The sequence below is a fragment of the Haladaptatus sp. T7 genome, from assembly GCF_026008575.1.
Lineage (GTDB): Archaea > Halobacteriota > Halobacteria > Halobacteriales > Haladaptataceae > Haladaptatus > Haladaptatus paucihalophilus.
Genome location: NZ_BROP01000004.1, coordinates 394,236 through 418,216 on the forward strand (window position 1 = coordinate 394,236; position 23,981 = coordinate 418,216).

23 protein-coding genes are annotated in these 23,981 nt (G+C 65.1%); 13 read left to right on the top strand and 10 right to left on the bottom strand.

Annotation, left to right across the window (positions count from 1 at the left end; translation table 11 throughout):
• The first annotated feature begins 2 nt into the window (after window positions 1-2).
• The 6 genes from OPC11_RS13620 to OPC11_RS13645 all read left to right on the top strand — a co-directional run bounded on the left by OPC11_RS13620 (window position 3) and on the right by OPC11_RS13645 (window position 4,950).
• Entirely contained in the window at window positions 3-455 is a 453-nt protein-coding gene (locus OPC11_RS13620) for a hypothetical protein (RefSeq protein ID WP_264782254.1), read from the top strand.
• Window positions 452-1,339 carry a hypothetical protein gene (locus OPC11_RS13625; RefSeq protein ID WP_264782255.1) on the top strand — a complete coding sequence of 296 codons (888 nt, stop codon included), beginning with the start codon at window positions 452-454 and terminating at the stop codon, window positions 1,337-1,339. The genes OPC11_RS13620 and OPC11_RS13625 overlap by 4 nt, the downstream gene beginning before the upstream one ends.
• A gap of 86 nt (window positions 1,340-1,425) precedes the next feature.
• Entirely contained in the window at window positions 1,426-1,743 is a 318-nt protein-coding gene (locus OPC11_RS13630) for a hypothetical protein (RefSeq protein WP_264782256.1), read from the top strand.
• Between the two features lie 139 nt (window positions 1,744-1,882).
• Window positions 1,883-2,917, top strand: a complete 1,035-nt coding sequence (locus OPC11_RS13635; protein ID WP_007981035.1) for a thiamine pyrophosphate-dependent dehydrogenase E1 component subunit alpha — start codon at window positions 1,883-1,885, stop codon at window positions 2,915-2,917.
• Window positions 2,914-3,924, top strand: a complete 1,011-nt coding sequence (locus OPC11_RS13640; RefSeq protein ID WP_007981037.1) for an alpha-ketoacid dehydrogenase subunit beta — start codon at window positions 2,914-2,916, stop codon at window positions 3,922-3,924. Before OPC11_RS13635 ends, OPC11_RS13640 begins: the two co-directional genes overlap by 4 nt.
• The gene (locus tag OPC11_RS13645; protein WP_264782257.1) at window positions 3,925-4,950 is read left to right on the top strand and encodes an NAD(+)/NADH kinase; all 1,026 of its coding nucleotides are present in this window, start codon (window positions 3,925-3,927) and stop codon (window positions 4,948-4,950) included.
• Window positions 4,951-4,960: 10 nt separating this feature from the next.
• Here the strand turns inward: OPC11_RS13645 and OPC11_RS13650 are convergent, their stop codons facing one another.
• A complete protein-coding gene (locus OPC11_RS13650; RefSeq protein ID WP_264782258.1) occupies window positions 4,961-6,556 on the bottom strand; it encodes a 2-oxo acid dehydrogenase subunit E2 in 1,596 nt (531 codons plus the stop codon).
• 199 nt (window positions 6,557-6,755) lie between these two features.
• Here OPC11_RS13650 and OPC11_RS13655 point away from each other — a divergent pair, with 199 nt between their 5' ends.
• Window positions 6,756-7,049 carry a hypothetical protein gene (locus OPC11_RS13655; protein ID WP_007981042.1) on the top strand — a complete coding sequence of 98 codons (294 nt, stop codon included), beginning with the start codon at window positions 6,756-6,758 and terminating at the stop codon, window positions 7,047-7,049.
• Window positions 7,050-7,167: 118 nt separating this feature from the next.
• Here OPC11_RS13655 and OPC11_RS13660 read toward each other — a convergent pair whose 3' ends face one another.
• Complete coding sequence (locus OPC11_RS13660) at window positions 7,168-7,443, bottom strand: hypothetical protein (protein ID WP_264782259.1); 276 nt, start codon at window positions 7,441-7,443, stop codon at window positions 7,168-7,170.
• A gap of 154 nt (window positions 7,444-7,597) precedes the next feature.
• Here OPC11_RS13660 and OPC11_RS13665 point away from each other — a divergent pair, with 154 nt between their 5' ends.
• From OPC11_RS13665 to OPC11_RS13685, 5 genes are all read left to right on the top strand, one after another.
• On the top strand, window positions 7,598-8,797 hold the full coding sequence (locus tag OPC11_RS13665) for an AI-2E family transporter (protein ID WP_264782260.1): 1,200 nt from the start codon (window positions 7,598-7,600) through the stop codon (window positions 8,795-8,797).
• Between the two features lie 61 nt (window positions 8,798-8,858).
• Window positions 8,859-9,215 (top strand): hypothetical protein, encoded by a 357-nt coding sequence (locus OPC11_RS13670; RefSeq protein ID WP_007981046.1) that lies wholly within the window; start codon window positions 8,859-8,861, stop codon window positions 9,213-9,215.
• Window positions 9,216-9,302: 87 nt separating this feature from the next.
• A complete protein-coding gene (locus OPC11_RS13675) occupies window positions 9,303-10,601 on the top strand; it encodes a TIGR00341 family protein (protein ID WP_264782261.1) in 1,299 nt (432 codons plus the stop codon).
• 109 nt (window positions 10,602-10,710) lie between these two features.
• The gene (locus OPC11_RS13680; RefSeq protein WP_264782262.1) at window positions 10,711-13,887 is read left to right on the top strand and encodes an FtsX-like permease family protein; all 3,177 of its coding nucleotides are present in this window, start codon (window positions 10,711-10,713) and stop codon (window positions 13,885-13,887) included.
• Window positions 13,888-13,955: 68 nt separating this feature from the next.
• The gene (locus OPC11_RS13685; protein WP_007981059.1) at window positions 13,956-14,621 is read left to right on the top strand and encodes an ABC transporter ATP-binding protein; all 666 of its coding nucleotides are present in this window, start codon (window positions 13,956-13,958) and stop codon (window positions 14,619-14,621) included.
• A 314-nt stretch (window positions 14,622-14,935) separates the two neighbouring features.
• On the opposite strand, the gene OPC11_RS13690 is transcribed toward OPC11_RS13685, so the two are convergent.
• The 3 genes from OPC11_RS13690 to OPC11_RS13700 are packed head-to-tail and all read right to left on the bottom strand — an operon-like array spanning window position 14,936 to window position 17,359.
• Entirely contained in the window at window positions 14,936-15,916 is a 981-nt protein-coding gene (locus tag OPC11_RS13690; protein ID WP_264782263.1) for a MoxR family ATPase, read from the bottom strand.
• A 58-nt stretch (window positions 15,917-15,974) separates the two neighbouring features.
• Entirely contained in the window at window positions 15,975-17,081 is a 1,107-nt protein-coding gene (locus OPC11_RS13695; RefSeq protein WP_264782264.1) for a DUF4350 domain-containing protein, read from the bottom strand.
• Between the two features lie 2 nt (window positions 17,082-17,083).
• Window positions 17,084-17,359 (bottom strand): hypothetical protein, encoded by a 276-nt coding sequence (locus OPC11_RS13700; protein WP_026177929.1) that lies wholly within the window; start codon window positions 17,357-17,359, stop codon window positions 17,084-17,086.
• A 108-nt stretch (window positions 17,360-17,467) separates the two neighbouring features.
• Between OPC11_RS13700 and OPC11_RS13705 the strand changes: the two genes are divergently transcribed.
• A complete protein-coding gene (locus OPC11_RS13705) occupies window positions 17,468-18,028 on the top strand; it encodes a metal-dependent hydrolase (protein WP_264782265.1) in 561 nt (186 codons plus the stop codon).
• A gap of 140 nt (window positions 18,029-18,168) precedes the next feature.
• Here OPC11_RS13705 and OPC11_RS13710 read toward each other — a convergent pair whose 3' ends face one another.
• From OPC11_RS13710 to OPC11_RS13730, 5 genes are all read right to left on the bottom strand, one after another.
• A complete protein-coding gene (locus OPC11_RS13710; protein ID WP_264782266.1) occupies window positions 18,169-20,613 on the bottom strand; it encodes a methyl-accepting chemotaxis protein in 2,445 nt (814 codons plus the stop codon).
• A gap of 256 nt (window positions 20,614-20,869) precedes the next feature.
• Window positions 20,870-21,328 (bottom strand): hypothetical protein, encoded by a 459-nt coding sequence (locus tag OPC11_RS13715; protein WP_264782267.1) that lies wholly within the window; start codon window positions 21,326-21,328, stop codon window positions 20,870-20,872.
• Between the two features lie 50 nt (window positions 21,329-21,378).
• Complete coding sequence (locus tag OPC11_RS13720) at window positions 21,379-21,609, bottom strand: hypothetical protein (protein ID WP_018129030.1); 231 nt, start codon at window positions 21,607-21,609, stop codon at window positions 21,379-21,381.
• Between the two features lie 101 nt (window positions 21,610-21,710).
• Window positions 21,711-22,886 carry an AGE family epimerase/isomerase gene (locus OPC11_RS13725; RefSeq protein WP_264782268.1) on the bottom strand — a complete coding sequence of 392 codons (1,176 nt, stop codon included), beginning with the start codon at window positions 22,884-22,886 and terminating at the stop codon, window positions 21,711-21,713.
• A gap of 71 nt (window positions 22,887-22,957) precedes the next feature.
• Window positions 22,958-23,977 (bottom strand): NAD(P)-dependent oxidoreductase, encoded by a 1,020-nt coding sequence (locus OPC11_RS13730; RefSeq protein ID WP_264782269.1) that lies wholly within the window; start codon window positions 23,975-23,977, stop codon window positions 22,958-22,960.
• Window positions 23,978-23,981: the final 4 nt, after the last annotated feature.

Genomic DNA, 23,981 nt, shown 5'->3' on the forward strand with positions numbered 1-23,981 from the left:
CGATGCGACGCGAACGTCCCACGTGGCTAGGCGGCGTCGGCGCACTGCTCGTCGCGGTCGGGTGCACCGTCGCAACCGGTTTGACGGGATTCATCGCCGGAACGGTGTTCTTCGTGCTGTGGTACACCGTACCGACGCTCTACACGGTGGCGTTCGGACAGTTGGTCGTCGCCGCTCTCGCCGACGACATCGGCGTCGCGTTCCTCGTCCTGCTGGAACTCGGACTGCTCGCCGTGCTCGTGGGACCGTCGCTCAGGCAAGATAGACCGGGCTGGCGAATCGGCGTTACGAGCGTCGTCGCCGCCCTGTTCGGCGGGGGAGCGCTGGCCGTCTATCGGTGGAGCGGCCGACTCCCGTTGGTCGTCGGCGGCGTCGTGCTCGTCGTCGCCGTCATCTCGTACGGCCTGCATCGGTACGAACGCGTCGCGCTCGGACTCGTAGAGGACAACATATGAGTAACCAATTCGCTTCATCGACCACGAACGACGACGACCGGCGGGCGGCGTCGGACGACGCATCCGTCGCCGACCTCACCGCCCGACTCGAACTGCTCGCAGAGGAGAACGAACGATTGCGCGACGAGTACCGTCGCGCACGGCAGACGAGTTACCGGCGGACCGCGCTCGGAATGGCCGGAATCGGCGCGCTGGCGGGACTCGGCGGCCTGCTGTTTCCCTCCTCGCAAACCGTTCTCTTCGCGCTGGCCGGAACCGGACTGTTCGCCGGGGTACTCACGTACTTCCTCACCCCGGAGCAGTTCGTCTCGGCGTCGGTCGGCGAGCGAACCTACGCCGCCCACGCCGCGACCGGTGCCGAACTCGTCGAGACGCTGGGGCTGTCGGGGACGTCCGTCTACCTCCCGGCAGGGAACGCGGCGGACGAGAACGCGGGCGTACGCCTGTTCGTCCCGCAACACCGCGAGTACGACCTGCCCGACGGGGACGATGCGACGACGCTGTTCGTCGTGACGGACGACGAGCGCAAACGAGGGGTGGCCGTGCCGCCGACGGGGGCGGGACTGTTCCACGAGTTCGAAGGGATGGTCGGCGGCACCGCGGACCGACCCCGCGAACTCGCAAATCAACTCGCCGACGCGCTCGTCGAGGGGTTCGAACTGGTCGAGAGCGCGACGCCGGACGTGGACGAAGACGGCCGCGTCACCGTCGCTATCACCGGGAGTCGGTACGGGGAGGTAGACCGGTTCGACCACCCCATCGCGTCGTTCGTGGCCGTCGGACTGGTGCGCGGGACGGACCGCCCGGTCACGCTCGAAAGCGCCGAAAGCGACGACGACCGGTCGGACTACCTCGTCACGTGTCGGTTCGACGACGAGGAGTGAGTCGAACGGGAGTCGCGTCACGGACACACGGACGACGAACGTTCGTTGTCGGAAGCACCGCTTTACTCCTCTCGGTGGCATATCTGGTGAGCATCGACGGGATAGCGGAGTACTTCAAAATCCTCGCACAAGCACAGTTTACCGTACTCGGAATCTTCATTTCCGTCTTCGTCGCAAGCATCACCGGAGCGGAATATCCCGGCGTTACGGCCTATCTATACCGAAACGACGGACGGATTACGCGGACGCTCGAGATTTTAATCGTATCGCTCGTGAGTCTGGTGTTCTTCCTCGGGTCCACCGGTGGGCCAGCGGAGACGTACGGTGGTGCGATTCCCGCGACCATAACCGAAGCGGTGCGAGAAGGATTGGACGACATCCTTCCGAACGGGCGAAGCCGCTGAGAATTCTTTCGTCCGAGTGAGAATCGGGCGATGGCCAGCGACGGAGCGGGAAATGTAAATTGGTAAATTTGATCGAGGCTGAAAACCCCATCAACATTCATAACAGTTAATGGTCGATGAGTCGTGTATTGCATGGGCAATGGTAGCAATCAACATTGAGACGGAAGACGGACAAAAAGAAGCGCTACGTCGGATGCTGACGATTCGAGCGTTCGACACGAAGGCGGGCGAACTGTTCGGTGACGGGGAACTGCCGGGGTTCGTCCACCTCTACATCGGTGAAGAGGCGGTCGGCGTCGGGGCGTGCGCCGCGCTGGAAGAGGACGACTACATCACGAGCACGCACCGCGGCCACGGCCACTGTATCGCAAAGGGACTGGACCTGGAGCGGATGATGGCCGAACTGTACGGTAAGGCGAACGGCTACTGCAACGGCAAGGGCGGTTCGATGCACATCGCGGACGTCGATGCGGGCATGCTGGGCGCGAACGGTATCGTCGGTGCCGGGCCGCCGCTCGCCACAGGGGCCGCGCTCACGTCGCAAGTCAAGGGCGAGGACACGGTAGCGCTGGCGTTCTTCGGCGACGGTGCCGTCGCGCAGGGGCAGATTCACGAGGCCATCAACCTCGCGGCGACGTGGAACCTCCCGGCGGTATTCCTCGTCGAGAACAACCAGTTCGGCGAGGGGACCCCGGTCGAAAAGCAACACAACCTCCAAAACCTGAGCGAGACGGCGGAGGCGTACAACATCCCCGGCTTCACGGTCGACGGGATGGACGTGACCGCCGTCTTCGAAGCCGTCAAGGAGGCCCGAAAGCGCGCGGTGGACCGCGAGGGACCGACCTTCATCGAGGCGGACACCTACCGCTACCGCGGTCACTTCGAGGGCGACCAACAACCGTATCGAACCGACGAGGACATCGACCTCTGGAAGGAGAACGACGCCATCGAGTCGTTCAAGGAGCGACTCATCGACGCCGGAACCATCACGGAATCGGAGTTCGAGGAGATGGAAGCCGACATCAGCGCACAGGTGGAGGAGGCGGCGAAGAACGCCAAAGAAGCGGACTACCCCGACCCGAACGAGGCCTACGACGACATGTTTAACGCAACAGTACCGGAGATAGACGGCTTTGCACAGCAGATGCGGACCGACGGAGGTGAGGACCGATGAGCACGGAAAGCGCGCCGTCGTCCGGACCGTCCCAGACGGAGGAGATGACGGTACGGGAGGCGATTCGCCTGGCGATGCGGGAGGAACTGGACCGCGACGATGACGTCTTCGTCATCGGCGAGGACGTCGGCGAGTTCGGCGGCGTCTTCGAGGTGACGAGCGGTCTCGTGGACGAGTACGGCGAGGACCGAATCCGGGATACGCCGATAAGCGAAGCCGGATTCATGGGCGCGGCAGTCGGTGCGGCGGCGACCGGGACGCGACCCGTCGTCGAAATCATGTTCGCGGACTTCCTCGGCGTCTGCTCGGAGCAGATAATCAACCAGATGGCCAAGAATCGGTACATGTTCGGCGGCAAGACCGAGATGCCGGTGACGGTTCGAACGACCGAGGGTGGCGGCATGGGTGCGGCCAGTCAGCACTCCGGCACGCTGCACACGTGGTTCGCCCACTTCCCGGGCATCATCGCCGTGGCCCCCGGAACGCCGCGGGCCGCGAAGGGGTTGTTGAAGTCGGCTATCCGCTCGGACGACCCCGTGTTCGTGTTCGAGAACAAGGCGATGTACGAGCAGACGGGCGAGGTACCGCTCGACGAGGACTACACCATCCCGCTCGGGACGGCCAAGGTCGAGCGCGAGGGTGACGACGTGACGGTCGTCGCGACCCAACGACTGGTCGGCGAATCGCTCGACCTCGCGGACGAACTCGCGGGCGAGACGAGCGTCGAAGTCATCGACCTCCGGTCGCTCTACCCGTTGGACACCGACACGCTCGTCGAGAGCGTGAACAAGACGGGTCGCCTCGTCATCGCGGACGAGAGTCCGCTCTCGTACGGCACCCACGCGGAGGTGGCGACGCGAGTCATGGAGAACGCGTTCTTCAGCCTCGACGCGCCGATTCAGCGCGTCGGCGTCGCGGACGTTCACATCCCGTTCAGCCCCGCGCTGGAGGAGGAAGTGCTCCCGGACGCTGACGACGTGAAAGCGGCCATCGACCGCATCGTATAAGTGTCCCAGACAGTGGGACTCATCGTCAACCCGATCGCCGGACGCGACATCCGGCGACTGACGGGCGGTGCCAGCGTCAGTAGCAACTACGCGAAACGTCGGACGGCGACGTGCGCCCTCGAAGGACTGACGATGACGGACGACATCGAAGTCCTCGTCATGCCGGACAACGCCGGACTCGCAGATCGAATCGTGGCGGGCGCGCCGGACGACCTCGCGGTCAACCTGCTGGACATGACCGTCACGGCGACCGGCGAGGACGCTCGAACCGCCGCGGAGCGGTTCTCGGCCGAGGCGGACGCCGTCGTCGTCCTCGGCGGCGACGGCACGAACCGCGACGTGGCTCACGGAATCGGCGACGTGCCGGTGGTGAGCATCTCCACCGGCACGAACAACGTCGTCCCGACGCCCATCGACGGAACCGTCGCGGGCGTCGCCGCGGGAGTCATCGCAACGGGGGCGGTACCGGCCGACGAGGCGACGGTGCGGCACGGAAGCATCGAGGGAGTCGTGGACGACGGAACGGGAGTGCGCCGAATCCGTGGACTGGCGACGCTCGGGATTTTAGACCGGCAGTTCGTCGGAACCCGAGCGATTCTCGACCCGGGGGACATCATCGGCGGCGTCGTCTCGCGCGCGTCGCCGACCGAAATCGGTCTCTCCGGCATCGCTGGCGGACTCGCGGTCCACCGCCCCGACGACTCCGGTGGCGTCGGCTTCCGATTGGAGACGAAAGGCGAGCGAGAGGAACACGACGAGAGCCGGAATCGAGGACAGAGAGTGCGGGCCGTTACCGTTCCGGGCGTCGTTTCCACCGTTTCCGTCGAGGAACACCGAGTGCTCGACGACGGCGAGGCGTTCGAGTTCGACGTTTCGAGCGGCGTCATCAGCGCCGACGGCGAGCGCGAACTCGAAGTTCGGGACGCGTCCGTTCGACTGCGACCCGTCGCCGACGGGCCGCGACTCGTCCGAATCGAGAGGGTGGTAGAACGGGCCGCGAGCGAGGGCTACTTCGGCGTCGAGTGACGGAGTTTCCCTACTTTTCGCCCGCCGCAATCACGAGCGGCCACGGGTTTTCGACGTGCTCGACGAGCGTTCCGAGGAAGCGCGCGGCGTCCGCCCCGTCCACGATTCGGTGGTCGAACGAGAGCGAGAAGGAGATGCGCTTGCGAACGGCAACTTCGTCGTCGTCGGTCGGAACCACTTCGCGTTTGATGGCGTTGACACCGAGGATGGCGATTTGGGGCGGGTTGATGACCGGGTCGAACCGCTCGACGCCGAGGACGCCGAGGTTCGAGACGGTCATCGTTCCCCCCGTGAGGTCGTCCATCGTGTAGTCGCCGGAGAGCGCGCGGGCGGTCACTTCCCTCCGTCTCGTCGCGAGCTCGGAGAGCGAGAGCGAATCCACGTCGCGGATGACGGGGGCGATGAGTCCGGCGTCGATATCGACGGCGACGCAGATGTTGTGTGATTCGTGAAGCTGGTGCACGCCGTCCTCGAAAGTGGCGTTGAACTCCGGGTGCGCGTCGAGCGCCGCCGACAGCGCGGTCAGGAGGACATCCGTCACGGACACGTCGGGGGCGAGCGCCTCGTCCGCGGCCGCCGCCGCGGCGAGCAGTTCCTCGGCGTCGGCGGAGCGATGTTCGGTGACGTGCACCGCCTCGCGGTCGCTCTGGCCGAGGCGGTCCGCGATGGTGCGGCGCATACCCGTCAGCGGTCGTTCCTCGTCGCGGGTTCCGGGGACCGTCTCCGGTTCGTCGTATTCCGTCCCCTCGACCGCCAGCCGAACGTCGCTTTCCGTGAGCGGACCTTCGACGGCCACCCCGACGGTTTCCACGTCGACGCCCAACTCGCGTGCGAGTCGGCGTGCGCTCGGCGTGGCGAACACCCGTCCGGCGGGAACGTCGGGTTCTGCGGCCGATTTCGCCTCCGATTCCATTTCCGCTGCCTCCGATTCTTTCGATTCGGCTTCCGTCGCCTCCGCCGCGGCCTCGACGTCGCCCTCGGTCACGGCACCCTGTGGTCCGGTTCCTTCGACGGTGTGAAGCGCCACGTCCAGTTCCTCCGCCCGTCGCTTGGCCCGCGGCGTCGCTTTGACGTCGCTCGGCGGTTCGGCCGTTTCACTCTCGGCTGCCGCTTCGACGTCGCTCTCGTCGATGGCACCTTGCGGCCCGGTGCCGTCGATGGTCGTCAGGTCGATGCCGAGTTCGTCGGCCCGTCGCTTCGCTCGGGGCGTCGCCTTGACCTGCGTCGTCGCCGTACCGCTGGATTCGGCGGCTGACTCCCGGTCGGCGGTCCGAGCCGTGGATTCGCTCGCGGCGGCGGATGACGCTTCGGACGGCGTTTCCGCAGACGCTCCTTCGACCTCCGCGACCAATCCGTCGATGTCAGCGTCGGGTGCGGCGACGATGCCGAGCGGCGCGCCCGGGTCGGTAACGTCGCCTTCCTCGACGAAGACGCGCCTGAGCACGCCCTCCTCCCGCGCGTCGATTTCGGCCGTCGTCTTCTCCGATTCGATTTCGGCGATGACGTCGCCTTCCGCTATCGCGTCGCCCTCCGAAACGGTCCACGCGTTGAGCGTCCCGGAGTCCATCTCCAGCCCCAGTTTGGGCATTTTGACAATGTATCCCATGACAGAGCTAGACAGTGGCGGTTGTATTAAATCTCCACGGCGGGGTTGGGAATGGTGCATTTCGACTGACGGGTCCGAGACGACGAGCGCGACTTCGACCGGACATCCCGGTGAAAATCGATGTCGAAACGGGAGGGAATAGGGCGAGGTTGCGTGTGCCAGTACAATCCTTTCACGTCTCGCGGGAGAAACGAAGGGTATGGCAACGGAATCCAACGAGGAGACGTATTCGTGCGAGCACTGTGACGAGGAGTTCGACGGAGAGGAACGGCTCTACGACCACATGCGGGACGAACACGGCATCACCCCGGAGGAGCAACACAGCGAGGAGTCCGCGGCGGCCCCCTCGGACGCGAGTGCGTCCACCGGGTCGCTCACCGACGAAACCAACGAATCGCCGTCGGCGGCCGAGCCGTCGGAAGCGGCCGGACCCTCGGAGAACGAGGACGATATCGAACCCGACTCGGACGACACCGACGAACGCGGGAACTGAGGGACTCGAATCGACGGGCGAACACGGCGACCCGACAAGAGGTATTTTTCGAATCAGTCTCCACGGACCGACGACCGGCCGTCCGCGGAGGAACCGAACAGGTCCGTTTCGAAGTAGGTCAGTTCGACGATGAGGGAGACCGCGGCGAGCGCCGCGACGGTGTAGAAGTCGGCGATGCACCTTCGGGGTCGCTCAACTGGTTCAGTTTGATGTACGAGTACCCGGCGCACATCGCCACGATGCCCGCCAAGACGAACGAGAGCCACGCCAGCGCGCCGGACACTTTCACCACGACGCCGAGAACCGCGTAGATACCGCCGCCGATCATCCCGCCGAGGGCCATCGACTCCGCACCGGTCAAACCGAGACCCCCGCCGTCTATGTCGTCACTCATTTTCGCTAGCTTGGCCGTTGGATGTTTTCACTTTTGTAGCCGCATGTGAAACCAATTCATAAGGAAAGCGGGTCCGAACGAGGTGTCGCGGAATTCCCGATTCGAACGGAGACGGCCACAACGGTTTGCAGGGAGGAGTGATTTAGACGAGACGATGGTAGACATTCGCTTCGACACGCTTCCCCCCCGAAACCGACTCGGCTGGTGGGTTTTCGTCCTCCTACTCGCGCTCGTTGCGGGGTTCGTCGCCTACTCGTTCGTGGGGCTGGTGGTGCTCGGAGTCTTCGGCTACTACGCGACCCGTCCCATCTATCGGCGGCTGCGCGTCATCACCGATTCGGACGGGGTGATAGCGGCGTTGACACTCCTCGTGGTGTTTCTCCCCATCGTTCTGCTCACGTTCTACGCAGGATTTCAGCTGTTTCAGCAGGCACAGCAAGCGTTCGGCGGTACCGCAAATTCGACGCTCGTCACGAACTATCTCGGCGCACTTCCGAAAGCACAACAGGAGCGGGTCCTCGCCGCCATGCAGCAGCCACAGCAGTTCGTCTCCAACCCGCAAAAGACGGTGCAGACGGTGCTTCATTCGGGACTACGGGTCACATCGGCCGTCATCGGCGGGATAATGCTCATCGCGCTCTCGGTGACGCTCGCGTACTTCTTCCTGAAAAACGACGATCAACTCTCCTCGGGACTCACCCAGTTGTTCGGGGGAAAGGACACGACGGCGTACGCCTACGCCGTCGCCGTGGACGAGGACCTCGAATCCGTCTTCTTCGGCAACCTGCTGTTCATCGTCGTGATGTCACTCATCGCGGCGGCCGCCTACTGGGGGACGAACGCCGTCGCGCCGGGCGACCTTCACGTTCCGATGGTGTTCGTGCTCGCGTTCCTCACCGGCGTGGCGAGCCTGATTCCCATCGTCGTCGGGAAACTCGTCTACCTGCCGGTCATCGGCTATCTCGGGATACAGGCGGTGAACGCGGGCGGAGACTACCTCGTGTTCGTCGGGGGCGTGCTCGTCGTCTACTTCCTCCTGCTCGACACGCTGCCCCAGACGTTCCTCCAACCGTACATCACCGGCCGCCAACTCGACATGGTGATGATGATGTTCGCCTACCTGCTCGGCCCCATCCTCTTCGGCTGGTACGGCTTCTTCCTGCTCCCGATACTGTTCATCCTGATGCTGGAGGCGGTTCGCATCGTCCTCCCGGAACTCCTTCACGGGGACCCGCTCACCCCGACCGTCTCGATGGGAGAATCGGTCGGCACGAACCCGAGTTCGGTGGGGGACGTACCGCAAGACGGAAAAACGGACGAGGGCAGCGGTGACGCGGAGGCAGACGTCGAATAGCGCGCGTCGAACCCGCGTTCCCGCCGAATCTTTTTCGGACATCGACGATGTAGCCACGACGATGTTCGCGCACATCCACCAGTATCAACACGAGCAGGTTGCGGACGCCAATCGGACGGCCGGGGAGTCTCAGACCGAGGATTCGGTCGACAAGGACGCGGAGGAATACTTCGGCAAGAACATGAACGAGTTCGACATCGAAACGTGGGAAACCGTCGAGTACGAGGGAGACCCGATTCAACGACGAACCGTCGCCCTCGACGACGTGGTTGCGATTTCCGTGCCGGACGAACCCGCCGAGGGTGACGACCCCGACCTGCCGGGCCGGACGATTCAGGTCCGAACGGGCGGGGGCGAAACGTTCGTTTCACAGGCCAAAATCGTCGAGGTGCAGGATGCGAACCCCGAGGGAACGTGAATTTTGGGACAGCAGTGAACCGCGAGCGTGAGTCCGCGGGACAAACCGGCCGGAAGATACAGCAAAGTCAAGCGATTCTACCAACTAATGCGAGAGTTCCACGTCCACACGCCTGACGACGAACGGGAGGCCGTCGCGTCGATTCTCGACGAGTACGATGTCGATTACACGGTCGTGAGCGAGGACGCGGGGAGCGCGCTCTTTTTCTTTCCGCTTCCGACCGCGATGGTCGAACCGATTCTCGACGAGTTTCGAGACTCGGGACTCGACGCGGAGGTCGATACCGTCTCGACGAAGGCGGAGTTGGTCGAGACGCCGAACTTCACCGAACTCCGACAGCGGTACAGCGGGTCCGTTCAGAAACTCTCGAAAGCCGAACTGCACGCGAAAATCCGGGAGATGCAGTGGCCGTATCAACTCTACTACCTCGGAACGCTCCTCTCCGTCATCGCGGCCGCCGCGGGGTTGCTGCTGGACCAACCGGCGCTCATCATCGGGTCGATGATCATCGCGCCGCAGGTGAGTTCCGCCCTCGCGGCACCGGCCGGCGTTCTCTTGGGCGACTGGGAGTTGTTCGTCGACAGCGTGAGAGAACAAGGGCTCGGCCTCGGCGTCGCGATACTCGCCGCGGCGCTGTTCGGATGGGTCGTTCGGTGGACGGGGGTCGTCCCGCCGGGGTTGTCGATACTGCACGTCGAACTCGTCGGCGTCCGACTCGCGCCGACCGCCCTGTCCACGCTCGGTGCCATCATCGCCGGTATCGTGGGCGCGTTCGGCTACACGACGGAACAGTCCACCACCATCATCGGCGTCATGATAGCGGCCGCGATAATCCCGGCGGCGGCGGCGGCGGGACTCGCAATCGCGTGGGCGACCCCGCTGCTCGCCGTCGGTGCGTTTCTCCTCCTGCTCGTCAACATCCTCGCCATCAACATCGGCGCGCTGGTCACGCTCCTCGGGATGGGGTACGCGCCGAGATGGACGGAGGCGGACGGGTCGTTCCGCGAGTCGATTCCCTCCGGGAAACGAACGGCGGTGTACGGGACGCTCGCCATCCTCCTGCTCGCGGCGGTCGGGACGGGGTTTCTGACCGGGACGAACGTCGCGTTCAGTCGGACGACGAACCGGAACGTGGAAACGACGCTCGACCGACCCGCGTACTCGAACCTCTCCCTGTCGGGGGTGCAAACGGCGTACGGCGGGGTGGGGTGGCGGTCGACGCCTGCGAACGTGACGGTGCGCGTCAGTCGTAGTTCCAACACGGCGTACGACGACCTCCCGACCCGGTTGGAACGGCAAATAGAGAGGGACACGAACCGGAATATCTACGTTACCGTCCAGTTCACGGAGTCGGGAACGGCGAACGCGAGAGGCTCATCGGACTGAGAACACTCACGAGCGCCAGCGATCTCCCGACAGGGGTACGGACTCGTTTCCACCGCGTAAGCGGCCTATACTATTGAGGTTCCCGAGTGGACGGAAAACGAGGGGTTGAATGGGGTATCAGCGGGGGCTTTGCACGCAGTGGTCACGTCGTGACAGATTGACCATCGTCATCATCGCGGTAGCGGTGGCGTTCCTCGTGGGAACGACGGTGTTGTTGGTCGCGGCGAACACGCAAACGTCGTCGATTTCGTCGGGATTCAGCGATTCGATGGCCGTCACCCACTACGACACGGTGGACGAGGCGAACGCCGCCGCCGGGGGAGACGACATCGTGCTTCCGGTCGCAGCGGTCGAGCAAAACGGGACGAACGGGTACGTCGTCGGCGTCCCGGACGACGCGCCGACCGTTCTTCAGGATATCTCCGTCTCGTGGCGGGAAGCCCGGTTTCCGCACGCGCCGTCGAACGCGACGCTCGCCGGGGCGGTCGAGAACCGAACTCGACAGCGGTTGGTCGGGAGCGGACAGACGAAAACGGTCTCCGTCGCACCGGCGTCGGCGGACAAGTCCGTCTTCCCGTCGTCGTGGTACGTCGGCGACCCCGCCACGGTCCGGTCGCTCGGCGCGACCGGCGCGTACGTCGTGGATACGACGCCGAAGAGCGGCGGCGGGGCGGGAGGCGGAATCGCGGGCGTCGTCACGCCCGGCCTGTACCAGTATTTCATCGCGGGAATGGGGGGCGTGGTGGACCTGTTGGGACTGGCGACCGTCGGCGGCGGCGTCCTCGTTCTCGTCGTCGTGTACAACGTCACCCGGATGAGCGTCCGCGACCGATTGGACGCCATCGAGGTCATCCGCGCCACCGGCGGGACGCCGCGGAGTCTGCTCGCCATCTTCGGGGTCCGCGCCGGACTGCTCACCGGAGTCGGCATCGCCCTCGGCTACGCGCTCGGCATCATCGTCACGAGGGGCGTCGTCAACGCCGCGGTGGCCGCCGGGCTTCGGATTTCGCTGTCGCCGTCGGTCACACCGGCCGTGCTCCGTGTTCTCCTCCCCGGATTCGCCTGCCTACTGTTCGCCGGTGTCGCCGCGGGCGTGCTCGCCGTCCGACCGGCGACGAAGACGCCCCCGTCCCATCTCCAGCAATTATACAGCCAGCGCGGGGGGACGAGCGAAACGCGATGGTCGAAGGTCGCCGGGCGGGTGCCGTCGGTCGTGGATACGACCGTGCTCCAGTGGCGTGCGGTCGTCCCGGCGGCGACGATACTGACCATCTTCGTCCTCATCGTGCTCCTCGTCGGGTCGTTGGTCGGCGTCCTCGCTCCCCTCGCCACGACGTCGGGCGGGACGGTGACCGAACCCGGCGCGCCGTACCCGATGGCGAGCCGAATCGACGCCGGATACGCCGACTTGCTCCGCCAACAGGGAGTCACGGCCAGCCCGGAAATCATCGTCGTCCAACTCCGGGACGGACAGCCGTATCTCGCCAGAGGGGCGAACTGGAGTTCGTTCGCGGGGGTGTCGAACGCGACGCTCATAGACGGACGCGCACCGCGGGACAAGTACGACGCCGTTATCGGCCGCGACCTCGCGCGGACGCTGAACGTCGGCGTCGGCGACAGCCTCACGCTCGGCGGCGCGTCCTCCCCCGCGTTCACGCAGGTCACGATTACCGGCGTGTACGCGGCCGAGGGAATCGGGGACGACCAACTCGTGGTTCCGCTCGCGACCGCACACGACCTCTCGACCGACCCCGGTACCGTCCACTTCATTCGCACGGCTGGGGGCGACGCGCGCCTGTCGCGGTCGCAATCTAACACGCCGGATATCGTCGTCAGCAGCGTTTCGGCACCGGATACGGCAGTTCGTGGAACGAAGATTCCGGTACGGATTTCGATGCGGAACGCTCGTTCGACGGAAAAGACACGGCGGCTGACGGCGACGTTGGGGTCCACCTCGAACTCGCGCACGGTCACGCTCGAGGGCGGCGAACGACGGACCGTGACGATGAACGTATCGGCATCGTCGCTCGGGAATCGGACGCTCCGCGTCGGAGGGTACACGCAGTCGGTCGGTGTGTACAGCGAGCCGCCGCTGTCCGTGCCCACGTTGCCGTCACAGGCACCGCCAAACGAGACGATGGCAGTCCCTGTTCGGACGATAAACGGCGGGAACGTCTCCGGTGCGACGGTTCGCGTGGGAGAACAAACCGCGCGGACGAACGAGGACGGAATCGCGGTCGTTCGCCTGCCGGGAGAGGAGGGTAACTACGACCTGACCGTCCGCAAGGGGAACCGAACGAACACGTCGAGCTTACACGTCGCGTCGGGGGCGACGCGCGAACCGATCGGAGCCGTTCGCGTTTCGCCGGACGAGGTGAGTGCCGTCTCCCGTCCGACGACGAAACTCGTCGTGTTCAACCCGTGGAGCAAACCGATAACGCGGACGCTCTCGCTCGTCACACCGACGGGAACGAAGGAGAAAACCGTCTCCCTCGATCCGTACGAATCCGCGGTCACGACGTCGGAACTCGGCGGCGCTGCCGGTGGTTCCGGGTCGAGCGACTCGAACGACCGACTGACGCCGGGGGAGTATTCGGTTCGGCTGGTGTCCGGCGGACGGACGATTGCGGCGGACTCGTTCACCGTCCACGGCGACGACCGGACGTTCTCCACGCTCGCCCGGAACACGGAGTACGCCAGCGGAAGCGGACTCGGGCAAGCCGTTCGCGGCGTGTTCGGCAACTTCAACCTCCTGTTGTTGGTGATGGTCGTCCTCGCCGGACTAACTGCGGTCGGCGGAACGACGGCGACGTTCGCCCAAGCCGTCCACGCGCGACGGCGCGCCGTCGGGGTGTACCGCGCGACCGGCGCGACGCGAGGGAGACTGGTTCGCATCCTTCTCGCCGACGCCTGTCGCCTCTCGATACCGGCCATCGCCGCCGCGCTCGTGGCCGCACTGTTGACGGTACGGCTCCTCGCCGTCACCGGGTTGTTCACCGTCTTCGGCATCCGGCTCTCGACCGCCATCCCGCTCCCGATACTCGCCCTCGCGGTGGGGAGTGCGCTCGTGTTGATGGGGCTGAGCGTCCTCATCGCGGCGCTTCCCTACCTCCTCGCCACGCCGACCGCGGTTCAGCGTGGAACGACGAGCGGGGCGGCCGCCGACCGCGAGACGGAAACGGCTTTCGACAGTGAAACGGAATCGTCCTTCGACCGTGAAACGGAATCGCCCTTCGGCCGCGAATCGGAATCGTCATTCGACCGTCACGAGACGCGACCGGAGTGACCATCGATGAGGATGCGACTTCATCGAACCGGAAAAGACTAGACGAAAACGATTGTAGATGGGGGAGAATGACCGAAACCGTACTGGAAGCGAACGCCGTCCGCGTCGTTCGAGGGGGACGCGACGTCATCGAGGACGCCTCGCTCTCCATACCGACGGACGCACAGCTCCTCGTGCAGGGACCGAGCGGCGCGGGAAAGACGACGCTGTTCAACGTGCTCGGATTGCTCGACACACCGACGGACGGGACGGTCACGATTCGAGGCGAGGACACCGCTTCGCTCTCCGAACGAAAACGCGCGAAACTGCGCCGGGAGACGCTCGGCTTCATCTTTCAGGACTTCCAACTCATCGGAGATTTAACCGCGTGGGAGAACGCCGCCCTCCCGCAGGACCACACGGGCGAGCGGGACGAGGAGTGGCTCGAAACGCTGTTCGAGCGGCTCGAAATCGCCGACCGCGCGGACCAGTATCCGGCGACGCTCTCGGGCGGCGAGAAGCAACGCGTCGCCATCGCCCGCGCGCTGGCGAACCGCCCTGCCATCGTGCTCGCGGACGAACCGACCGGCCAACTCGACCCCGACACGACCGAGCAGGTGCTCGATTTACTGTTCCGACTGCAGGAGACGGCGGACACGGCGCTCGTCGTCATCAGCCACGACATGCAGTTGACGCCGCGGTTCGACACCGTGGTTCGATTGGAGGACGGGCGGATTCGAGCGGATCCGACGTGAGAAAGCGGGAGACGCGGGTCGTTCGAGCCGCTACCGGCTTCGAAGCCACGTGACGAACAGAAACGAGAGCGACCCGGTGACGGCGGCGAGAGCGACGGTCACGATTCTGGAAACGCCGCGGGTCGGGGTCATGAACCAAAACGATACCGAGATGGTCAACACCGTTGCGACGAAGCTATGGACGGTCGTTCTCGACGGGGATTTCGTGAGCGACACGGGTGTACTCGAACAACCGTGTCGGAGAACTAAGTAGTTCGGGGAGCGGTACCGTCGTCGGTCGCTCGACGAGGTGATAGTCGGCGTCGGTCGTCGAGTCAGTCGTCGGCGTTCCCCCCGACGGGAACCTCGTCCGTCACGCCGTTCGGCGGCGTCACGGTGTCCAGGAGGTCCTCGACGACATCGACCGGCGAGCGGTCGCTCAACTCCGCCTCGGTGTTCAAGACGAGGCGATGGCGCATCACGGGAACCGCCAGCGCCTTCACGTCGTCGGGAATCACGTAGTCGCGGCCGTGAATCGCGGCGCGGGCCTTCGCGGTGTGGAGCAGTGCGAGCGTCGCGCGCGGCGACCCGCCGTGCGCGAGGTCAGAGTGCGTCCGGGACGCGCTCACGAGCGATTGGATGTAGGATTTGACCGACTCGGCGACGTGCACGGTTCGCACCCGCTCGCGCGCGTCGAGGATGTCATCGACGGTCACGACCCGCGAGAGGTCGGTCGGCCCGAGGTCCGGCGTCTCGTCGAACCGGTCGATGAGTCGCAACTCGTCCTCATCGGAGGGGAGGTCCACAGTGAGTTTGCACTGGAATCGGTCGCGTTGCGCTTCGGGCAGTTCGTACGTCCCGTCCATCTCGATGGGGTTCTGGGTGGCGATGACCATGAACGGCGACGGCAGCGACAGGGTGTCGCCTTCGATGGTGACGGTCCGTTCCTGCATGCCTTCGAGCAGTGCGCTCTGTGTTTTCGGCGTGGCGCGGTTGATCTCGTCGGCGACGAGCAGGTTCGTGAATATCGGCCCGCGCTGGAGTTGGAACTCCCCGGTCCCCTCCCGGTAGACGTGGGTGCCGGTGATGTCGGCGGGCAGCAAGTCGGGCGTCATCTGCACGCGGGTAAAATCGAGACCGGTCGTGTGCGCGAATGCGTTCGCAATCGTCGTCTTCGCCACGCCGGGGACGCCTTCGAGAAGGATGTGCCCACGAGTGAGAAGCGAGACGGTGATTCCTTCCACAACGTCGTCGTTACCGATGAGAACGGTCTTCATTTCCTCGGCCAGGACGGAGTAGACTGCCTCGGGGTCCATCGTTTCCGAGTCTTTCGAACGGGAGGGGATAAATCAATGGATTCGCCGAACGGAACCGTCAGTTCGAGCGCTCGTCGCGGTGCGTGGCGACGACGCGTCGAATGCGCTCCGAGTCCCAGTCGGGGTGCCGGTCGCGCAGATACGCTATCATCGCGGCTTCGGACATCTTGGGCGGTTCGACCGGCGACCGCTCCGTCGCTCGCTCGCCCGTCAAGCGAGACGTTCGCTCGTCCAGTCGGGACCGGGCGGACGACCAGAGCCGACGGACGGGTTCCGGCCGCTGTGCCCACGCGAACACGAGCGCGAGACAACCGCCGCCGACGAGGAGTTGCAAGAGCGGGGATTCTCGAAGCACCAAGACGGCGAGCGCGAGCGGCGGGAGGCGCGACGTGTGCGAGTAATCGAGCAGGACGGTGCGGTTGTCAGCGATGACCGCGCGGACGAACTCTCGGTTGCCCGGTCGGTCGAGCATCGAGTTTATCATGGCGCTGGAGTCGCCGACGACGAGGACCCGTCCGTCGCCGAAGCGTTCGACGGTGGCGACCGGCAGCGACGAAATCGTCTCGTTGTCGTCCAGTTGCCGATTGCGGTTCGCGTCGAGATAGGCGAACTCGGACGTGCTGACGAGCACGGTCGCGTTGTTCGGCACGACCGCCGTGCCGTAGTTGAGCGTGAGCGACGACACGTTCGCCACGAGCGAGCGATTCGAAACGTTTCCGGCGACCGGCATCACGGGCGAGCGGTACCGTCGTCGGTCGTCACGGATGGGACGGCCGTCGAGGCGCGCGTCCGTCCCGAGGGCCGAGAGCAGTCGATTCGTTTCCGGACCGTAATCGCCCGCCACGAGGAGCGTTCCGCCCTGTCGAACGAACCGGCGGAGACGCGACTGGTCCGTGGTCGAGTAGTTCCCCTCCGGCGAGAGGATAACCGCGACGGTTTCGTTGGGCGAGACGCGCGAGTAGGCGGCGGTGTCGTGGGCGACCAGCGGCTCCGCTCCGCGATCCGTTGCGATGCCGCGGAGCTTGCTCGTTCCGTCCCACGCGCCGTTGTACGCGCCGAACGAGGCGCTCGACGTGGACGAGGCGACGACGAGTCCGACCACGACGAGGAGGACGAGCGCCCCGAGGACGAGCGTCGGCGTCGGGTAGTCGGTCGGCCGTTTCACGCTCAGAACACCCCCGGCGGGAGAATCGCGAGGATTCGTCGGACGACGATGATACCGAAGACGACCAGCCCGAGCGCGATGAACCACTTCAGCCGTCGTCGCCACCGCGGCGTCACGTTGAACGGTGCGGTGAGTTCGACGATGACGAGCAGTCCGATGAGCGAGAGGACGAAGAACAGTTCCAGCGAGAGGGACCCCAACGCCGCCAGTACGAGGAGGGAGGCGAGCATCCACGCGAGTTGACCGTGGATAAATCGTTGGCGACGTTGAGTCGACATCTACAATTAACCACAGGGACCGGACTTACCAAAGTATCGGTCTTCGGTATCCGGTGGGTTGTTCTCGGAGCCGAAATACCTACCATCGTGTCCGAGAAATGAGAGTGTATGTGGCCCTGGGGACACCTCGCTGTCGGCTACCTCTGCTACTCGCTGTGGTGTCGATACCGGAACCGACCGCCGTCAGCGCTCGGCGCGGTGACCGTCGCCGTCGGCACGCAGTTTCCCGACCTGATAGACAAACCGCTCGCGTGGACGTTCGCCTTGCTCCCGACCGGTCGCTCGCTGACCCACTCGGTCTTCACCGCCGGACTCCTGCTCGCCGCCCTCTGGGTCGGCGCGCGACGATACGATAAACGCCTGCCGCTGGGCGCGTTCGCCATCGGCTACCTGAGCCACCTCGCCATGGATGCAGTGAAGCCGGTCATGAACGGAAACTTCGGGGATACGAGTTTCCTGCTGTGGCCCGTCCTCTCGCAACCGGCATACTCGACGCCGAAGAGCTTCCTCGCCCACTTTGCAGAGTTCGAACCGACGCCGTTCGTCCTCCTCCAGTTCGCGCTCGCGGGAGTCGCGCTGGTCGTCTGGATCCTCGACGGCGCACCGGGATTCGACGAGGTTCGTCACCTGTGGCCGACGACGAGTCGGGAGCACGTCGGCGAAAGATAACAAAGACGATGGAAAGAGTCGGCTTGGCGCGTACGATGATTCGATGTCCACGGCGATGGCGAGTAGGTCGTCGTCGCTGATGCGTGCCTTCCGCCCGCGGCCATCACCACCGCCACTACCAGCACCGGACCACTACTCTCTCAGTCGTCCCGAGTTCCAGACGGCGAATCGGTGGGGAAGTCGAACGACGAGTCGGCGGAGCGGTCGAACGGCGAACCGGCGATGGTTCCCGCCGTGGACCCGCCGTCCGCTCTGGTTTCCGTGGCGGTCCCGCTCCTGGCGGGGGACCCGGCCGCCGCCGTCGCCCCGTCCCGAACGTCGAAGTTCGAAACCTGCTCGTGCAGCGACTCGGCGAGGTCGGAGAGATGCTGGACGTTCCCGGACACCTCCGACAACGAAGCGGTCTGTTCCTCGGTCGCCGCCGAGACGGTGCTCGCCTCCGCCGCGGTCTGGTGGCTCACGCTGGCCGCCTCGTCGATCATCGAAACGACCTCCTCGGCGGAGGTGGCCTGCTCGCCGGTGGCGTCGCTGATCTCCCTGATGCCGCCCTCCGCTTGCCGACTGGCGTCCGCGATTTCGTCGAACATCTCGATGGCGTCCTCGATGGTCTCCGAGCCGTTTTCCACGCGGGCGCTCATCGCCCCCATCCCGTCGGCCGTCTCGGTCGTTAGCGCCTGAATATCGGCGATACTGGACTCGATGTCGTCCGTCGCACGCGCGGTCTCCTCCGCCAAGTCCTTGATCTCGTTCGCAACGACGGCGAACCCGTCGCCCGCCTCACCCGCGCGGGCGGCCTCGATGTTCGCGTTCAACGCCAACAGGTTCGTCTGCTCGGCGATGTTGGCGATCATATCGACGATATCGCCGATTTCGGCCATCTCGTCCTCCAGCGTTGCGACTTGCGTGACCGCCTCGTCCGCCCGCGCTTCGATGGCGTGAATCTCGTCGGTCGCCTCGGCGGCGTACTCCTGTCCCGTTTCGCTTCGTTCGACGGCGGTGGCGGCCGTCGCGGCCACTTCGTCCGCGGCCGAGGCGATTTCCTCGACGGTCGCGGAGACGTCGTTCATCTCGGAGAGGACCTCATCGAAGCTCTCGCTCTGGGTTTCCGCGCCGTACGAGATTTCCTCGACGGATTCGGCGACTTCCTCGCTGGCCTGCTCTATCTCCTCCGTGCTGCACGCCACGTCCTCGCTGGACCCCGCTACCTCGTCCGCGATTCGCTGGACGGTTTCGATGCTGTCGCCGAGTTGCTCGATGCCCGCTTCGAGGGCGGCCGTCACGTCGCCGTAGTCGCCCGGGAAGTCCGTCTCGACCCGTTGGTCGAGTCGCCCCTCTTTCAGCCCCTCGCTCGCGGCCGAAATCTGGTCGAAACTCGCCGACAGTTGGTCGGTGCCGTCCGCGAGGTCGTCCAAGACGGTACCGTACTGTCCCGGTCGGTCCGCGTCGATGGCCTGCTCCAGTCGGCCGTCTCTCAGCCCCTCGCTCGCGGTCGAGATCTGGTCGAAACTCGCCGACAGTTGGGCCATCCCGTCGTCGAGGGTATCCAAGACGGCACCGTACTGGCCCGGTCGGTCCGTCTCGACGGAGCGGTCGAGTCGGCCGTTACGGAGGTCGTCGCTCGCGCTCCGAATCTCCCGAAAACTCCGCGAGAGCTGGTCGCTTCCCTCGTCGATATTTCGCATGATTTCGCCGTAAGTGCCGGGGTAGTCGGTCGTGATATCCTGCTCCAGCCGTCCGGTCTTGAGATTGCGGCTAACCCCGTCGAGGTCGGCGAAGACTCCGCGCAAGTTCTCCTGCATGTCGTTGAAGGCATCGACCATTCGACCCAGTTCGTCGTCCTCGGGGTGGTCGTCGAGGTCGGTGTCGAGGTCGCCTTCGCTCGCGGCGACGGCCGCGTCCGAGAGCCGTTCGACCGGCGACGTGATACGACGGGCGACGAAGAGACCGATAGCGATGGCCGCGAGGAACGACAGGCCGGTCAATCCGACGATTTCCAGCTGGCTCGTCCGCGTGGCGCTGTCGGCGGCGGCCACCTGCTCCCCCATCTGCGTTCGAACGGACTGTTTGATGGAATGCGCCTCCGATTCCATCTCGATTCCCAGCGGGGTCATCTCCCCCGCCACCCGCGTCGCACGGTTCGTCTCACCGGCCGCTCGCGCGTCGAAGAACTGGCTTCCGAGTTCGTCGTACTCCTCGTGCTGGGAGCGAATCGCGGAAAGGCGATTCGCTTCCTCCGCGCTCAAGTGCGCGGATTCCAAGGTTCGTATCTGCTCGTCGAACCGCTCGCTCGCATCTTCGAAGTCCGCTTTCGCCCCCGATTCCCCGAGTTGCGCGGCCTGAATCGCCCCTTTCTGTTGCTCGATGGCGATTATCACTTCGGCGGCAGCGTCCATCTCTCGTCCGTCCTCGGCGATTTTGTGGGACTCGGTATCGACCGAGGCCACGGCTTCGTACCCCACGGCCCCCGTCACGGCGACCAGTCCGGCGACCAGAACGAATGCGAATATCAGCTTCGGTCTGAGGTCGAAGCCGTCGATCGTCAGTTTATCCAGTATAGACAGACGGGAGTGTGATCTATCGGTCATTGGAAATTCTCGTTTGTCAGCAACCACCCCCGCCACATAAAATATCGCTTCGTGCACACGTCTTGCATTTTATATATTCGCCGGAGACAAGTGGTGGAACGAAAGCGGCAAAACGGGACATCCGCGGCGACGGCCGCGTCCGAGAGCCGTTCGACCGGCGACGACGCGATACCGAACCGAATTCGACGTTTTCGACGAGCGTTCGACAAGACCGTTCGACCGCGTTCCGTCGGACGAGCTATGCGCTCGGAGGACGCTATTCCGCGTCCAAGTTCCCCTCCGTGGCGGCCTCGTACACCGTCTTCCGGTCGTCGAAGTAGACCGGCGCGTCGGCGTCGGCTTCGAACCGAACGACGCGCTCCATCGCCTCCCGGCCGTCGTCCACGTCCGACCGGAGGTCCTCGGCGAGGGAGACGTACCCGTCGGCCAGTTCCCGAAAGGCGACCATCCGCGCTCGCTTGGCCTCGACGACCGCCCGCGTTTCGTCGAGGTCCGTCTCCAGTTCCGCGACCGCCGCGGCGTCGATGTCGTCTCCCTCCGTGCCGCTGTCGTCGAGACGCGTTCGTATCTCCGCTATTTCCGCGTCGATGTCGTCCAACAGTTCGTCGGCTTCGGACGCCATCGTTTCGACGCGCCCCGAGAGGAGGCCCGCCTGCGTCTCGCAGTACTCGACGAACTCCTCGGGCGACAGCGAACTCCCGTCTTCGTCGTCCATGGTGGACGGTTGGGGTGTCCGATAGAAATCGTTTGGGTCGGTGGACGACCTCAGGGTTTCGGCCGTTCGACGCGTTTTTGCCCCCGTTCCCTGACTCGATCGATGCGCGAGCGAGCGGTCACCCGCGTCTCTCCGACCATCGCGCCGACGAACGCGCCGATGGCGCCGCCGGTGCTCGCCGCGTTTCGACTGATGAACCCGCCGATTGCGCCGCCGATGGCGGCACCGATGGCGGCGTGACGGGCGCGACTCAATGCACGTGTGAGGCGAATGGAACGCATACACATCTACTAGTCGCCGAGACGCATAAATCCACTCGCGGATTCGGGGTGTCGTCGCGGACCTCCGCGAACCGTCATCCCGGATTCGAAAAGAAAGCGGGTCAGAACGCGTCCATCGCGGCGAACGCGTTGCTGATGGGGTGATAACCCGGTTCGACGGCGGTGCCGCGGTTAGGGTCGTCGCGCTCGTTCGTCCGGGACAGGCGCTCGAACCAGTTCCCGTGTTTCGTGTTGACGAAATTCGTCTCGGCGTACTCCCAGAGGCGGTCGTACCACGAGAGATACGCCTCGTCGTCCCGGCCGAGGAGCGCCGCCGCGCCGATACCCTCGGTTATCGCCCAGCCGTACTTGTCCGCGACGACGGGGGACCCGTCAGCATCGACGGTGTAGTAGAAGCCGCCGTGGTCGTCGTCCCAGCCCATCTCGGTCGCGTGGTCGAACAGTTCGCGGGCGGACGTTCGAAGCCACGCCTCGTCGCGGACGTCGGCGAGTTGCGACAGGAGCTTCGACCACTCCAGATGGTGACCGGGTTGGTAGCCCCACGGGCGGAACTGGTGGTCCGGTTGGTCCTCGTTGTAACCCATGTCGTGCGTCCAGTCCGAGTCGTAGTGTTCCCAGAGGCGGCCGTCCGTCTCGGCCGCGAGGTCCCGAACCAAGCGCTCGGCGATGGAGTAGGCGCGGTCGAGGTAGCGCGCGTCCCCGGTCACGTCGTGGGCGACGAGCATGGCCTCGCAGGTGTGCATGTTCGCGTTCAGCCCGCGATACGGGGCGAGGTCGTCCCACGCGCCGTCGGCGCGGTCGGCGTACAGTCCGTGGTCCGGTTCCCAAAAGCGTCGGTCGATGGTTTCGACGGCGCGTCGGAGTTCCTCTTCCGCGCCCGGGATTCCGGCTTCGAGCGCCCGCGCGCTGGCGAGGACGACGAACGCGTGACCGTAACAGTAGCGCGTGTCGTCGGCGGTTTCCCGGCCGCGGAGTATCCAGTCGTAGCCGCGATTCTCGGCGTCCCACTGGTGGTTCGAGAGGAAGGACAGACCGTGCTCGGCGGCCGTCCGGCACCAGACGGGACCGTCGAGGAGCGCGCCCACGCTGAAGTTGTGGACCGCTCGTGCGGTCGCCACGAGGTGTTTCGTCCGGCCGTCGTAGACGAAGCCGTCCCGTTCGTCGAGCTGGGCGACGTACCCGCCGTAGCGGGTGTCGATGCAGTCGGGGTAGTAGAAGTTCAGAACGCGGAGTATCTCGCGGCGAAGCTGTCGTGGGTCGTGATAGTTCAGGGTCATGCTCGTGGGTTTCGTTGGGTGTACTAAAAGGGATGGTCCTCGTTTGGATTACGATACATCGGTGGGGCCGATTACGCCGAGCCGAAGTGAGCGGCGAGGTGTTCGGCCCATCGCTCGTTTGCATCCCGCGTCCGGCCCGCGATGTGCGGGGTGTGAACGACGTTGTGACGCCCGAGGAGCGGGTCGTCGAGGGGGAGCGGTTCCTCGTCCCACACGTCCGCGGCGAGGACGATTTCGTCGGCGAGTACCCGTTCCCGAACGGCGTCCATATCGCAGATTCCGGCCCGCGTGACGAGGACGAGTATCGCCCCTTCCGGCAGCGCGCGGATGTGGTCCGCGGTCACGACGCCTTCCGTCGAGGGAGTGAGCGGAATCGTCGGGGCGAAGATGTCGGCGTCGCTCACGAGTTCCGCCATGCTGTACACCTGCCGCGTACCCGTGCTGTGGAAACACGGTTCGTCGGCGAACGGGTCGTAAGCGACCACGTCGGCACCGAGGTGGTTCGCCGCGGCGGCGTAGCGACTTCCAATGTTGCCGATTCCCGCGACCCGGACGCGCTTTCCGGCGACGGTTCCGCTCACGAAGTTCGGGTCGTCAGCGAACTGGTGGCCGCGTGCGCCGGGCACCTCGTTGTCCAGTTGGTCGAGGTCCCACGGGTCGTGCGTCTCGGTCATCGCGGCGTGTTTCTGCGGAATCTGTCGGAGCGCGTCGATGGTCAGTCCGATGCCGAACTCGGACACCGACTCGCTCCAGAACCCCTCGTTCGTGTGGTCGTGGACCGTCACGCCTCGGTCTCGGAGGTAGTCGGCTATCTCCTCGTCCGCGCCGTACATGGAGTCGGTCATCACGAAGGCCTCCGTCAAGTTCGTGAATTCTCGGAGGTCGGCGACGGAAGCGCGGACGCCGAGCGAGACGAGTTCCTCGACGGATTCGGGCGCGGAGACGGCCTCCCTCAATCTCGTTTCCCTCGTTTCGGAGAGTCGAACGAACTCGTCGGGCGTGCCGTCGTCGGTCCAGAGTCGGTGCAGGTGGTCCGCTGCGAGCGGCCATACGTCCTCGAACAGCGGGTCTACGACGATTGTGCGTGTCATGTAT